This is a genomic window from Citrobacter sp. RHB36-C18, from assembly GCF_013814485.1.
Classification (GTDB): Bacteria; Pseudomonadota; Gammaproteobacteria; order Enterobacterales; family Enterobacteriaceae; genus Citrobacter; species Citrobacter braakii.
The window spans coordinates 829,893-843,423 of record NZ_CP057125.1 but is presented as its reverse complement, the minus strand read 5'-3'; the positions used below and the strand labels follow the sequence as shown (position 1 = coordinate 843,423).

Annotated in this window: 13 protein-coding genes; 4 read left to right on the top strand and 9 right to left on the bottom strand. The window is 53.4% G+C overall.

From position 1 onward, the window contains the following. Positions 1-139: 139 nt before the first annotated feature. From recJ to xerD, 3 genes are read right to left on the bottom strand one after another with little or no spacing between them, the layout of a single operon-like run. Complete coding sequence (recJ, locus tag HVZ52_RS04090; RefSeq protein WP_016157413.1) at positions 140-1,873, bottom strand: single-stranded-DNA-specific exonuclease RecJ; 1,734 nt, start codon at positions 1,871-1,873, stop codon at positions 140-142. 5 nt (positions 1,874-1,878) lie between these two features. After that, entirely contained in the window at positions 1,879-2,592 is a 714-nt protein-coding gene (gene dsbC, locus HVZ52_RS04085; RefSeq protein WP_016154345.1) for a bifunctional protein-disulfide isomerase/oxidoreductase DsbC, read from the bottom strand. Positions 2,593-2,615: 23 nt separating this feature from the next. Then, the gene (gene xerD / locus HVZ52_RS04080) at positions 2,616-3,512 is read right to left on the bottom strand and encodes a site-specific tyrosine recombinase XerD (RefSeq protein ID WP_016154346.1); all 897 of its coding nucleotides are present in this window, start codon (positions 3,510-3,512) and stop codon (positions 2,616-2,618) included. Between the two features lie 113 nt (positions 3,513-3,625). On the opposite strand from xerD, the gene fldB reads away from it, so the two are divergent. Continuing rightward, the gene (gene fldB / locus HVZ52_RS04075) at positions 3,626-4,147 is read left to right on the top strand and encodes a flavodoxin FldB (protein ID WP_016154347.1); all 522 of its coding nucleotides are present in this window, start codon (positions 3,626-3,628) and stop codon (positions 4,145-4,147) included. A gap of 100 nt (positions 4,148-4,247) precedes the next feature. On the opposite strand, the gene HVZ52_RS04070 is transcribed toward fldB, so the two are convergent. Beyond that, positions 4,248-4,655: a protein YgfX gene (locus HVZ52_RS04070; RefSeq protein WP_016154348.1), complete on the bottom strand. Its 408-nt coding sequence runs from the start codon at positions 4,653-4,655 to the stop codon at positions 4,248-4,250. Beyond that, a complete protein-coding gene (sdhE, locus tag HVZ52_RS04065) occupies positions 4,636-4,902 on the bottom strand; it encodes an FAD assembly factor SdhE (protein ID WP_016154349.1) in 267 nt (88 codons plus the stop codon). The genes HVZ52_RS04070 and sdhE overlap by 20 nt, the downstream gene beginning before the upstream one ends. Positions 4,903-5,159: 257 nt before the next feature. On the opposite strand from sdhE, the gene ygfZ reads away from it, so the two are divergent. Continuing rightward, positions 5,160-6,140, top strand: a complete 981-nt coding sequence (ygfZ, locus tag HVZ52_RS04060; RefSeq protein WP_137352061.1) for a tRNA-modifying protein YgfZ — start codon at positions 5,160-5,162, stop codon at positions 6,138-6,140. Between the two features lie 79 nt (positions 6,141-6,219). On the opposite strand, the gene HVZ52_RS04055 is transcribed toward ygfZ, so the two are convergent. Both HVZ52_RS04055 and yqfB read right to left on the bottom strand, forming a co-directional pair. After that, positions 6,220-6,879, bottom strand: coding sequence for a hemolysin III family protein (locus HVZ52_RS04055; RefSeq protein ID WP_016154351.1), 660 nt, complete (start codon positions 6,877-6,879; stop codon positions 6,220-6,222). A gap of 163 nt (positions 6,880-7,042) precedes the next feature. Next, entirely contained in the window at positions 7,043-7,354 is a 312-nt protein-coding gene (gene yqfB / locus HVZ52_RS04050) for a N(4)-acetylcytidine aminohydrolase (RefSeq protein WP_181598894.1), read from the bottom strand. A gap of 52 nt (positions 7,355-7,406) precedes the next feature. Between yqfB and HVZ52_RS04045 the strand changes: the two genes are divergently transcribed. Together HVZ52_RS04045 and bglA are read left to right on the top strand one after the other, a co-directional pair. Then, complete coding sequence (locus tag HVZ52_RS04045; protein ID WP_008785744.1) at positions 7,407-8,135, top strand: MurR/RpiR family transcriptional regulator; 729 nt, start codon at positions 7,407-7,409, stop codon at positions 8,133-8,135. 120 nt (positions 8,136-8,255) lie between these two features. Beyond that, positions 8,256-9,689, top strand: a complete 1,434-nt coding sequence (bglA, locus tag HVZ52_RS04040) for a 6-phospho-beta-glucosidase BglA (protein ID WP_016154353.1) — start codon at positions 8,256-8,258, stop codon at positions 9,687-9,689. Positions 9,690-9,783: 94 nt separating this feature from the next. Here the strand turns inward: bglA and HVZ52_RS04035 are convergent, their stop codons facing one another. Both HVZ52_RS04035 and gcvP read right to left on the bottom strand, forming a co-directional pair. After that, positions 9,784-10,527: an SDR family oxidoreductase gene (locus HVZ52_RS04035; RefSeq protein ID WP_181598893.1), complete on the bottom strand. Its 744-nt coding sequence runs from the start codon at positions 10,525-10,527 to the stop codon at positions 9,784-9,786. 61 nt (positions 10,528-10,588) lie between these two features. Beyond that, positions 10,589-13,462 (bottom strand): aminomethyl-transferring glycine dehydrogenase, encoded by a 2,874-nt coding sequence (gene gcvP / locus HVZ52_RS04030; RefSeq protein WP_181598892.1) that lies wholly within the window; start codon positions 13,460-13,462, stop codon positions 10,589-10,591. Positions 13,463-13,531: the final 69 nt, after the last annotated feature.

Here is a 13,531-nt window from a genome sequence, read left to right as displayed (position 1 = left end):
GCGAATATACACATCATCCTTCAAGCTGCCTCTTTGTTGGCTGCGCGATTTCTCCCCAGTCACGTACTACTCATACGCTCATGGAGACTCATCCACTTGCCGCCTCGATGCAGCTTGAATGATTTTGTGTAAAGTGACGCTAAAGTGGCCAGATATTATCGATTATAATCTGCAGGCTGCGGTTGCCGCGAAACTCATTAATATCCAGTTTGTAGGCAAGCTGAACTTCGCGAACACCGTTATCCGGCCAGCAGGTGGTATCAACGTTAAACGCAATACCGTCCAGCAACGGTCCACCACCGACGGGCTCCACCATCACCTTCAGATGACGCTCACCGACCAGACGCTGCTGGAGCAGACGGAAATGCCCGTCAAACAGCGGTTCCGGGAACATTTGTCCCCACGGTCCGGCATCACGCAGCATTTGCGCGACCTCCATGGTCATCTCCGCCGCGCTCAGAGCACCGTCTGACACCACTTCGCCCTGCAGCAAGGCGGGGTCCAGCCACTCGGTTACCAGTTCGCCGAAACGCTGCTGGAAACGCTCAAACTGCGCCTCTTCCAGCGACAAACCCGCCGCCATAGCGTGACCGCCAAACTTGAGGATCATACCTGGATGAAGAGTGTCCAGGCGCTCCAGCGCATCGCGCATGTGCAACCCCTGAATCGAGCGCCCGGAGCCTTTCAGCGTACCGTCACCGGCCGGGGCAAACGCAATTACCGGACGGTGAAAGCGCTCTTTAATACGCGATGCCAGAATCCCCACCACTCCTTGATGCCACTCGGGATGATACATCGCCAGACCGCCCGGTAGCGTATCGCTACTGCGCTCCAGCTTTTCACACAGAGTCAGCGCTTCCGCCTGCATCCCCTGCTCGATCTCTTTACGCGTCTGGTTGAGTGCGTCCAGTTCATTGGCCAGCACGCGTGCTTCACCAATGTTGTCGCACAGCAACAGCGCCACGCCAACGGACATATCGTCCAGACGCCCCGCTGCATTCAGCCGTGGCCCGAGGGCAAAACCTAAATCACTGGCAGCCAATTTGAGTGGGTCGCGATTGGAAATCTCCAGCAGCGCTTTTATACCAGGGCGGCACTTTCCGGCACGAATACGGCTTAAGCCTTGCCACGTCAGAATGCGGTTATTGGCATCCAGCGGGACCACGTCGGCCACCGTGCCAAGCGCAACCAGATCGAGCAAATCCGCCAGGTTCGGCGGCGCAATTCCTCGTTCATCAAACCAGCCTTTGTCACGCAGGAAGGTGCGCAGCGCCAGCATCAGATAGAAGGCCACGCCAACGCCAGCCAGCGATTTAGACGGGAATTCACAATCGTGCAGGTTAGGATTGATGATCGCTTCAGCGCCCGGCAGCGTGTCCCCTGGCAGATGGTGATCGGTCACAACGACCGGGATCCCCAGCGTTCTGGCATGTTCAACACCCGCGTGGGACGAGATGCCGTTGTCGACGGTGACAATCAGTTGAGCGCCACGGGCATGGGCCTGATCAACGACTTCCGGGCTTAAGCCATAACCGTCTTCAAAACGATTAGGCACCAGGTAGTCCACGTTACTGCAGCCCAACGCGCGCATCGCCAGAATGCTGAGCGCGGTGCTGGTCGCGCCATCGGCGTCAAAATCGCCGACCACGATGATTCGGGTTCCTTCGCGAAAAGCGTTATAGAGGATTTCAACCGCTTTTTCGACACCGTTCAAATGCTGCCACGGCAGCATGCCTTTCACACTACGCTCAAGCTCCTGCGCGCTGCGCACGCCGCGGCTGGCGTATAAACGGCGCAGCAATGGCGGCAAGTCGGCAGGTAGCTCGGCGGTCTCGTCGGCTTCACGCCGACGAAGTTGTATCTGTTGTTTCACGCGAATTATTTACCGCTGGTTTGTTTTGCATGTGCGTCGAGGAATTCTTTCATCTCTTTCGGGCCCTGATAGCCAGGCACTACATAGCCATTGCTCAGCACAATCGCCGGCGTACCGCTGACGCCAAACTGTACGCCCAGCGCGTAGTGGTTAGCGATGTCCACATTACAGGTCGCAGGCTTCACATCTTTGCCAGCCATGGCGTCGTCAAAGGCTTTGTTTTTGTCCTTCGCACACCAGATAGATTTCATATCCTGCTCGGCCTGGCTTTCCAGTCCCTGACGAGGGAAGGCCAGATAGCGTACGGTAATCCCTAACGCATTGTAGTCTTTCATCTCTTCATGCAGCTTGTGGCAGTAGCCACAGGTGATGTCGGTGAAAACGGTAATGACGTGTTTTTCCTGCGGCGCTTTGTAGACGATCATCTCGTTTTCCAGCGCGTTCAAATGCTTCATCAGCAGTTGGTTGGTGACGTTTACCGGGCTTGCACCGCTCACGTCATACATCGGTCCCTGAATAATATGTTTACCGTCTTCGGTAACGTACAACACGCCGCTATTGGTCAGTACAGTTTTCATGCCCGCAACCGGAGCAGACTGAATCTCGGTACTCTGAACACCCAGCTTCGCTAATGACTGGCGAATCGCCGCATCGTCTGCATGTACCATGCCGGAAAACGCCGTCGCCAGCAGGGTGAACATCATAAAACGTTTTTTCATAACCTATCCTTTCCTGTCAGCACTCACGCTCGCGGGTGATGCTGTTGATGTAGTTGCCGCAAGCGCTCCGTTGCGACATGAGTATAAATCTGCGTTGTCGAGAGGTCGCTATGCCCCAGTAGCATCTGCACCACGCGCAGGTCAGCGCCATGGTTGAGCAGATGCGTGGCAAACGCATGCCGCAGGACGTGCGGGGACAGCTTTTCGCTGTCGATTCCAGCCAACACAGCATAGTGTTTGATACGATGCCAGAAGGTTTGACGAGTCATCTGTTGCGCCCGCTGGCTGGGAAACAGCACATCTATTGATACACCGTTGAGCAACCACGGCCGCCCATGCTCCAGGTACGTTTCCAGCCAGTACACCGCCTCCTCACCTAACGGGACAAGGCGCTCTTTATTACCTTTACCGATCACCCGAACCACGCCCTGACGCAGGCTGACGTCACTCATCGTCAGCCCCACCAGTTCAGACACGCGCAGGCCTGTGGCATACAATACTTCCAGCATGGCTTTGTCGCGAAGTTCCAGCGGTTGTTCTATCAGCGGTGCCTGCAGAAGTCGTTCGACCTGTGCTTCGCTGAGATCTTTGGGCAGACGCTGCGGAAGTTTAGGTGATGCAAGCGAGGCGCTGGGGTCATCTTCGCGATATTTTTCACGGTACAGATGCTGAAAAAAACGCCGCATTGCACTGAGCAAGCGTGCGGAACTGGTGGCTTTATATCCCCCATCCATCCGCTCAGCCAGCAATGCTTGCAGGTCATCACTCTGCGCGGTCGCAAGCGAGGCGCCGCGGTGATGTAGCCATTCAACAAGCATGGTCAGATCGCGACGATACGCACTTAGCGTGTTTTCCGCCAGATTTCGTTCCAGCCACAGGGCATCAAGAAACTGCTCGATGCGCGCCAGATCCTGTTCCACTCGCGCCCCTTATTTCACTCTCATTTTTGATGCATTATGCCTCATTGTGCCGAGAATGCGGCGATTCTGTTACACTACCCGCAACGCTACAGCAGAATTGAGATGTTTACGTCATGAACATGGGTCTTTTTTACGGTTCCAGCACCTGCTATACCGAAATGGCAGCAGAAAAAATCCGCGATATCCTGGGTCCCGAACTGGTGACACTGCACAACCTCAAAGATGATTCCCCGACCTTAATGGAGCAGTATGACGTGCTCATTTTAGGCATCCCAACCTGGGATTTCGGTGAAATCCAAGAGGACTGGGAAGCGGTCTGGGAGCAACTGGACGACCTCAACCTGGAAGGCAAAATTGTTGCGCTTTACGGTATGGGCGATCAGTTGGGATACGGTGAATGGTTCCTGGATGCGCTGGGTATGCTGCACGATAAACTGGTCACCAAAGGCGTAAAATTTGTTGGTTACTGGCCAACCGAAGGGTATGAATTTACCAGCGATAAGCCCGTCATTGCCGATGGACAGCTGTTTGTTGGCCTGGCGCTGGATGAAACAAACCAGTACGATCTCAGCGATGAACGCATTCAGGCCTGGTGCGAGCAAATCCTTGGTGAAATGGCCGAACACTGGTCCTGATAACCATTTTGCCGGATGTAGGCGTAAACGCCATATCCGGCCTACATGCCGCACCGAACCGTAGACCTTAACGCTGCACGCCATCAGGCATTCATCAGCATTATCCCTGCTTCGCCTGTTGCAGTATTAACCGCCGCAAATCCCGCCACTCCGCGTCATCCATACTGTCTGCCGCCAGCCACAAATGCTGACGTTTTCCGGCATCGGAACGTAAACGCAGCATCATGCCTGTTTTGACCATCCAGGGTGCGCTAGCAATAGTCCACTCTTGCCCTTGCCAGCGCAGACGACCGTCCATCAACAGCCGAATCTCGCCCTGACAGGCATTGATTCGGCGCTGGCTACGAACGCTATCGAACACCACCAGAGAGAGCAGAACCAGCCATAATGGGGTGTAGCTCAATGGCCAGGGCATCAATAAAATAAATACCGCGACCAGCCCATGAATGAGCAGCGAAAGCCATTGCGCGCGCCATGAAACGCGTAAATCAGATTGCCACTGGACCACGTTCCCGATTCCGTGTCTGGATAAGTCGCACCATCTGCTCTAGCTGAGCATCAGCCGGTTTCCCATGATTCATCAACCAGTTAAATAAGTCTGGATCATCACATTCTAGCAGACGGATAAAGATACGTTTTTCTTCATCACTTAAGCTGTCATATTCATGTTCGAAAAACGGCATGATCGAGATGTCCAGCTCACGCATACCGCGACGGCATGCCCAATGAATACGTGCTTTGTTGTTAATATCCATGTTCTTCTTCCTGTCTCGCGAAAACGAAGTATCCCGCTATTGTAACGTGTTTTTCCCTCATATTTACGGGAATATCAGCAAACGGAAGCGTGCTCGCTAAATAAAACCACATTAAGTCAAAGGATTCAGCATTTTTGGATGTCTCCTCGCAAAGCTTAATATATGGCACAAATAGCCTGTTTAAACCGCTTGCAATGGGCCATAGCTCTTTTACCATTAGTCATTATCACTGCGTTAAGCAAATCAGGACATTAATTATGGCTTTTATATCTTTTCCTCCTCGCCAGCCTTTCGCGTCAACGCGCTTGCCTCTGACGCTAATGACGCTCGATGAATGGGCGCTCGCCACCATCACCGGTGTCGACAGTGAGAAGTATATTCAGGGTCAGGTCACAGCGGATGTCAGCCAGATGACTGAGCATCAGCACGTGTTGGCAGCACATTGTGACGCCAAAGGTAAAATGTGGAGCAACCTGCGTCTGTTCCGCCAGGGTGACGGTTTTGCATGGCTTGAGCGCCGTAATCTGCGCGATGCGCAGCTCACCGAACTGAAAAAATATGCGGTCTTCTCGAAAGTGGCGATTGCCCCGGACGACGAGCGCGTACTGCTGGGCGTCGCGGGATTCCAGGCGCGTGCTGCGCTGGCCAATCTCTTTAGCGAATTACCAAACAGCGATAAGCAGGTCATTACTGAAGGTTCTTCCACCATATTGTGGTTCGAACATCCCGCTGAGCGTTTCCTGCTGATCGTTGATATTGCAACGGCGGAAACCCTGGTAGAGAAGCTGCGCGGTGAAGCGGAGTTAAATAACAGCCAACAGTGGCTGGCGCTGGATATCGAAGCAGGTATTCCGGTGATTGATACTGCCAACAGCGCACAGTTTATTCCGCAAGCCACCAATCTGCAGGCTCTGGGCGGGATCAGCTTTAAAAAAGGCTGCTATACCGGTCAGGAAATGGTTGCTCGCGCAAAATTCCGCGGAGCTAACAAACGTGCCATGTGGACGCTGGCAGGTGCGGCCAGTCGTGTACCGGAAGCAGGTGAAGACCTGGAGCTGAAAATGGGCGAGAACTGGCGTCGTACCGGCACCGTACTCGCCGCGGTGCAACTGGCGGATGGACAGGTACTGGTGCAGGTTGTGATGAATAACGACATGGAAGCCGACAGCGTGTTCCGCGTTCGTGACGACGCGAAAACGCTGCATATCGTACCGCTGCCGTATTCGCTGGAAGAGTAAATCGCCGGGTGGTGACTTTATCTTACCGGGTCGCGCGTTTTAAAGACCCGGTAAGCACAGCACCGCTGGGTAATGATAATTACGCCTGCCCCACGTACAGGTAGATCGCCAGGAAATGGCAAACGCTGCCACCCAGCACAAAGCCGTGCCAGATCGCGTGGTTGTATGGAATGCGCTTACAGACGTAGAAAATAACGCCCAGCGAATACACCACACCACCAACTGCCAGCAACGTCACACCACCCACCGCCAGCTTAACCGCCAGTTGATACACCACAATCAGCGATAGCCAGCCCATCGCCAGGTAGGTTACCAGCGACAGAACCTTAAACCGGTGCGCAATGGTCAGTTTGAATAAAATACCGAGCAGCGCCAGGCTCCAGATAACAATCATCAGTCCACGTGCCAGCGGCGAATCCAGCCCCACCAGCAGAAATGGCGTGTAGGTCCCGGCAATCAGCAGATAAATCGCGCAGTGGTCGAACTTTTTCAGCCAGACTTTCGCTCTTTGATGGGGGATCGCGTGATATAAAGTTGAGGCGAGGAACAGCAGGATCATGCTGCCGCCATACAGGCTATAGCTGGTTATCGCCATGGCGCTGGCGTTGGTATCCACTGCCTGAACCAGCAACAATACCAGTCCGACAATCCCAAACACCAGCCCGATACCGTGACTGATGCTATTGGCTATTTCCTCTGCCAGCGAATATCCCTGCGCAATTAATGGCTTCTGAACCATATTTTACTCCCGAGAAACGAACACTATGGTGATTGCTCCTCTAGCGTAACTGAGAATGGTTCCAGTGAACACCTGTTAGCTAAAATATTTGCCAACTAAATAACAATCCATAAAAATCATGATGTTATATTTTAATATTCAGCTAACATGCGTACCTTTAGAATCAAAGGCATTTAAAATCAATCACATAAAATTGTGTTTGATCCGGGTAAATCTCGGCAATCACGTGTTTAAGTTCTTCTAGCGTCATGTTTTCCTGGTGAGCATGTTTCTCTGTCAGCGTATCCAGCGTGACGGTTGAGGTGTCAACAACCTCAATCGTGCAGAAGTACCCCTCATCCTCGAAGCGCCCAACCCGTAGAATGTCACCGGCTTTGAAGTGTGATTCGGACTCGTCACGAATCGTAATGGTTTTGCGTCCGGCCAGAATGTCATCCTGGAAACGCTGAAAAAAAGTGATGTCATTTGGCTGCATGTTATTATTCCCTGTAGATGAAGTCTGATGAGTGAGTTTTGCCATTGTGAGTATGTTCTCCCACGCTGCCATCGCCAGTCTCAACAATCTTGAGATGCTGGTCTACAACTATGTCATCAAAAACCGTGACAAAGTCATGTACATGACCATTCGCGAACTGGCTGATGCCGTGGGCGTTTCCACCACCACCGTACTGCGCTTTTGCCGCAAGCTTAAGTGTGAAGGTTACTCAGAATTTCGCGTACGCTTCAAATTATATTTAGAGCAGAATGAACCGCAACAGGCTAATTTCGGTGCCAGCGAAATTATCAGCTTCTTTAAAGGCGTCAATAACGACGAGTTCGACAATTTACTCGATCAGGCTGTTGATATTATATTATCTTCCGAGCGTATTATATTCGTCGGGGCGGGAACATCCGGAGCTCTGGCAAAATATGGCGCTCGTTTTTTCTCAAACGTCGGAAAATTTAGTAACCACATCGATGACCCTTATTTCCCGGTAACTAATGATATGGCCAGAAACGCGCTGGCGATCGTGCTTTCCGTTTCTGGAGAAACCGAAGAGATCCTACGCTTTGCCAGCCAGTTCAGCCTGCATAACTGTAAGGTTCTGTCGGTCACCAGCCATGAACATTCGCGCCTCGCGAAACTTGCCGACTTTAATCTCTCCTGGCACGTTCCACAGACACGCATTGCCGGGGTATACGATATAACCACGCAGATCCCCGTTATTTATATTCTGGAATCACTCGGTCGCAAGCTGGCGAAAAGAATAGCGTAAAAAAACAATATGTTTTTTTGATGTAACAAATCACATTAACGCTATTTTGTTATATCGTGACATTTATCTTTCCTTTGTTAGACTCAAAATCAGATTGTATTAATTTGAGACTGAGCGCAGATGAAAAAACTTACCTTACCAAACGATTTTTTATGGGGCGGCGCGGTTGCGGCGCATCAGGTTGAAGGCGGCTGGAATAAAGGTGGCAAAGGGCCCAGCATTTGCGACGTACTGACCGGGGGGGCACACGGCGTTCCGCGAGAAATCACTCAGGACGTCGTGCCAGGTAAGTACTACCCCAACCACGAAGCCGTCGATTTTTACGGTCATTACAAAGAAGACATTAAGCTGTTTGCCGAGATGGGCTTCAAATGCTTCCGTACGTCAATTGCCTGGACCCGTATCTTCCCCAAAGGGGACGAAACCCAGCCAAACGAAGAAGGGCTAAAATTCTACGACGACATGTTTGATGAACTGCTAAAGTACAATATCGAACCGGTCATCACCCTTTCCCACTTCGAAATGCCGCTACACCTGGTTCAACAGTACGGTAGCTGGACCAATCGTAAAGTCGTCGATTTCTTTGTCCGTTTTGCTGAAGTGGTCTTTGAGCGCTACAAGCACAAGGTCAAATACTGGATGACCTTCAACGAGATCAACAACCAGCGTAACTGGCGTGCACCGCTGTTTGGCTATTGCTGCTCCGGCGTGGTGTATACCGAGCATGAAAACCCGGAAGAGACTATGTACCAGGTGCTGCACCACCAGTTCGTGGCCAGCGCTCTGGCGGTGAAAGCCGCACGTCGCATCAACCCTGAAATGAAAGTCGGCTGCATGCTGGCAATGGTCCCGCTATACCCGTACTCCTGTAAGCCTGAAGATGTGATGTTCGCGCAGGAATCGATGCGTGAACGCTATGTATTCACCGACGTTCAACTGCGCGGCTACTATCCATCTTATGTACTGAACGAGTGGGAGCGCCGCGAATTCAATATTCGAATGGAAGCTGGCGATGAACAAATCCTGCGTGAAGGTACCTGCGACTATCTCGGGTTTAGTTACTACATGACCAACGCGGTAAAAGCGGAAGGCGGTAGCGGCGATGCCATTTCCGGTTTTGAGGGCAGCGTGCCGAACCCGCACGTCAAAGCATCCGACTGGGGCTGGCAGATTGATCCGGTCGGCCTGCGTTACGCCTTATGCGAACTGTACGAGCGTTATCAGAAGCCATTGTTTATCGTTGAAAACGGATTTGGCGCTTACGACAAAGTGGAAGAAGACGGCAGCATCCACGATGACTACCGCATCGACTATCTGCGCGCCCACGTCGAAGAGATGATGAAAGCGGTAACGTATGACGGCGTAGATCTGATGGGCTACACGCCGTGGGGCTGCATCGACTGCGTCTCGTTCACCACCGGCCAGTACAGCAAACGCTACGGTTTTATCTACGTGAACAAACACGACGACGGCACCGGCGATATGTCGCGCTCGCGTAAGAAAAGTTTTGAGTGGTATAAAGCGGTGATTGCCAGCAACGGCGAGAATCTGTAATTTTTTGCCGGATGGCGCTGCGCTTATCCGGTTTACGGGAACTGAACCTGTAGACCAGAGCAGACATTTACGCCGCCATCCGGCAAGCAACGCATTACTTCCCGCCGGCCAGCTCCAAAAAACTGCCCGTGACGTAAGACGCCTTTTCACTCAGCAGCCAGGTAATCGCCTGCGCGACCTCTTCCGGCTGTCCGCCGCGCTGCATAGGCAACATGGATTTCACGCGATCGACCCTTCCCGGCTCACCGCCTGACGCATGCATTTCCGTGTAGATAAGACCGGGTCGCACGCAGTTCACGCGTATCCCCTGCGCCGCAACCTCCAGCGCGAGGCCGGTGGTGAGCGTGTCCACCGCACCTTTTGAGGCTGCATAATCAACATATTCGAACGGGGCACCAAGCCGTGACGCCGCCGAAGAGACATTCACAATCGCCCCGCCCTGACCGCCGTGCTTAAACGACATGCGCTTTACCGCTTCCCGACAACACAGAAAATAGCCGGTAACATTCGTCGCCAGGACGCGATTAATACGCTCAGCGATTAGGCTTTCCACCGTGCTCTGTTCAAACAAAATCCCGGCATTGTTCACCAGCGCAGTCAGCGGCTCGCCCTCGCGGTCAATGGACTCAAACATCGCCCCGACCTGGCTTTCATCGCTGATATCTGCCCGCAGAGCAAACGCCCTTCCTCCCGCAGCGGCGATATTGTTCACCACCTCCGTTGCCGCACGAATATTGTGATGAAAATTAACGGCGACCGTGTAACCCTCTTGCGCTAACTGCAGCGCGGTTGCCCGACCAATGCCGCGACTGCCCCCCGTAACCAGTGCTATAGCCATCACTATTCTCCCCAAAAATAAAGGCGCCGAAGCGCCTTTAAAACATAGTCGAATCAGCCGATTACTGATATTCGCTCATCGGCACGCAGGAGCAGAACAGATTGCGGTCACCGTAAACGTCATCCAGACGCTTCACGGTCGGCCAGTATTTGTTTGCCACCCCTGCCGGGAAGACGGCGATTTCGCGGCTGTAACCGTGATTCCACTCCGCGACCAGCTCATTTTGCGTGTGCGGGGAGTTAACCAGCGGGTTATCTGTAAGCGACCATTCACCGGCTTTCACGCGATCGATCTCTGCGCGGATTGCCAGCATCGCATTGATAAAGCGATCCAGTTCCACTTTGCTTTCAGATTCAGTCGGTTCCACCATCAGCGTACCCGCTACCGGGAACGACATGGTCGGCGCATGGAAACCGTAATCGATCAGACGCTTGGCAATATCCAGTTCGCTGATGCCGGTCTCTTCTTTCAGTGGGCGAATGTCGAGAATACATTCATGTGCCACTCGACCATCGCGACCGGTATACAGCACCGGATAGGCATCTTTCAGACGGCTGGCAATGTAGTTAGCATTGAGAATCGCCACCTGGCTTGCCTGCTTCAGACCTTCTGCGCCCATCATACGGATGTACATCCAACTGATCGGCAGAATGGATGCGCTACCGAACGGTGCCGCAGAAACCGCGCCCTGACGGGTGAGCATCCCTTCAATCTGTACTACGCTATGACCCGGCACGAACGGCGCCAGATGCGATTTAACACCGATTGGACCCATACCTGGGCCGCCGCCGCCGTGCGGAATGCAGAATGTTTTATGCAGGTTAAGGTGTGAGACATCGGCACCGATAAAGCCCGGTGTGGTGATCCCAACCTGAGCATTCATGTTCGCGCCATCAAGATAAACCTGGCCGCCAAACTGGTGCACAACGTCGCACACTTCACGGATCGTTTCTTCATACACGCCATGAGTAGAGGGATAGGTCACCATGATGCAGGAGAGGTTTTCACCCGCCTGCGCCGCTTTTTCACGCAGATCGCCAAGATCGATGTTGCCGTTCTTATCACAGGCGACAACCACTACCTGCATACCCGCCATCTGTGCGGAGGCCGGGTTGGTACCGTGGGCAGAGGCCGGGATCAGACAGATATCGCGATGGCCTTCGTTACGGCTTTCGTGATAATGGCGAATCGCCAGCAGACCCGCATACTCGCCCTGCGCGCCGGAGTTCGGCTGCATGCAGACTGCGTCATAACCGGTCAGTTTTACCAGCCATTCGGAAAGCTGGCCGATCATCTGGTGATAACCTTCTGCCTGCTCTGGCGGGCAGAACGGATGCAGTTCAGCGAATTCCGGCCAAGTGATAGGGATCATCTCGGCGGCAGCGTTCAGCTTCATGGTGCAAGATCCCAGCGGGATCATTGCCTGGTTCAGGGCCAGATCTTTGCGCTCCAGCGAGTGCATGTAACGCATCATCTCGGTTTCGCTGTGATAGCGATTAAACACCGGATGGCTGAGGATCGCATCATCACGCAGCATGCTGTCCTGAATGGAACGGCTGTCGAGCGCCACGTCTTTGTCCAGCGTTTCGATGTTCAGACCGTGGCTGTCTCCCAGCAGAACATTGAACAACTGCACCACGTTTTCACGGGTGGTGGTTTCATCAAGCGTAATACCTACCGCGTTATGGATATCGCTACGCAGGTTGATTTCTGCCGCTTCAGCACGCGCCAGTACCGCAGCCTTATCGGCCACTTCAACACACAAAGTGTCAAAGTAGTGCGCATGACGCAGCTTCAATCCTTTTTGTTGCAGACCGGCTGCCAGAATATCGGTCAGACGATGGATGCGATTAGCGATGCGTTTCAGGCCAACCGGGCCATGATAAACGGCATACAGGCTGGCGATGTTGGCCAGCAGAACCTGCGAGGTACAAATGTTGGAATTCGCTTTCTCGCGGCGGATATGCTGTTCGCGAGTCTGCATCGCCATGCGCAGGGCGGTATTACCCGCTGCATCTTTGGAGACGCCGATAATACGGCCTGGCATGGAGCGTTTGAATTCGTCTTTAGCGGCAAAGAATGCCGCGTGCGGGCCGCCGTAGCCCATCGGTACGCCGAAGCGTTGCGCAGAGCCGAAAACGATATCCGCGCCCTGTTTGCCCGGTGCAGTCAGCAGTACCAGCGCCATAAAGTCGGCAGCGACGCTGACCACTATTTTACGGGATTTCAGCTCAGCCATCAGGGCGCTGTAGTCGTGCACTTCACCGGTGGTGCCAACTTGCTGCAACAGCACGCCGAACACATCCTGATGATCCAATGCTTTTGCCGCGTCATCAACAATGACGTCAAAACCAAAAGTTTGCGCACGAGTACGCACTACGTCCAGCGTTTGCGGATGAACATCAGCCGCCACAAAGAAACGGTTAGCGTTTTTCAGTTTGCTGACGCGTTTGGCCATCGCCATGGCTTCAGCTGCAGCAGTAGCTTCATCCAGCAGAGAAGCGGAAGCCATGTCCAGGCCGGTCAGATCCAGCGTCACCTGCTGGAAGTTCAGCAGTGCTTCCAGACGGCCCTGGGAGACTTCCGGTTGATACGGGGTGTAGGCGGTGTACCAACCCGGGTTTTCCAGCATGTTACGCAGGATAACCGGTGGCAGTTGCACGGCGGTGTAGCCCATGCCAATGTAGGACGTGAAGCGCTTGTTACGCCCGGCGATGGCTTTTAATTCAGCCAGCGCAGCGTATTCGGTCGCCGCCTCGCCCACCTGTGGCGGGGTTGCGAGCTGAATGTCTTTCGGCACAATCTGGCCGATCAGCGCGTTTAACGACTCGGCGCCAACCGCATTCAGCATCTCTTGCTGCTGCGCGGCGTCCGGTCCGATGTGGCGTTCAATGAAAGCGCCGCTATTTTCAAGCTGGCTTAACGTCTGTGTCATGGGCGATGGTTCCTGAAACGTGCAGTGAATCGTAGGTGTCTCTACTTACCTGAATACGCAAAAAATTCG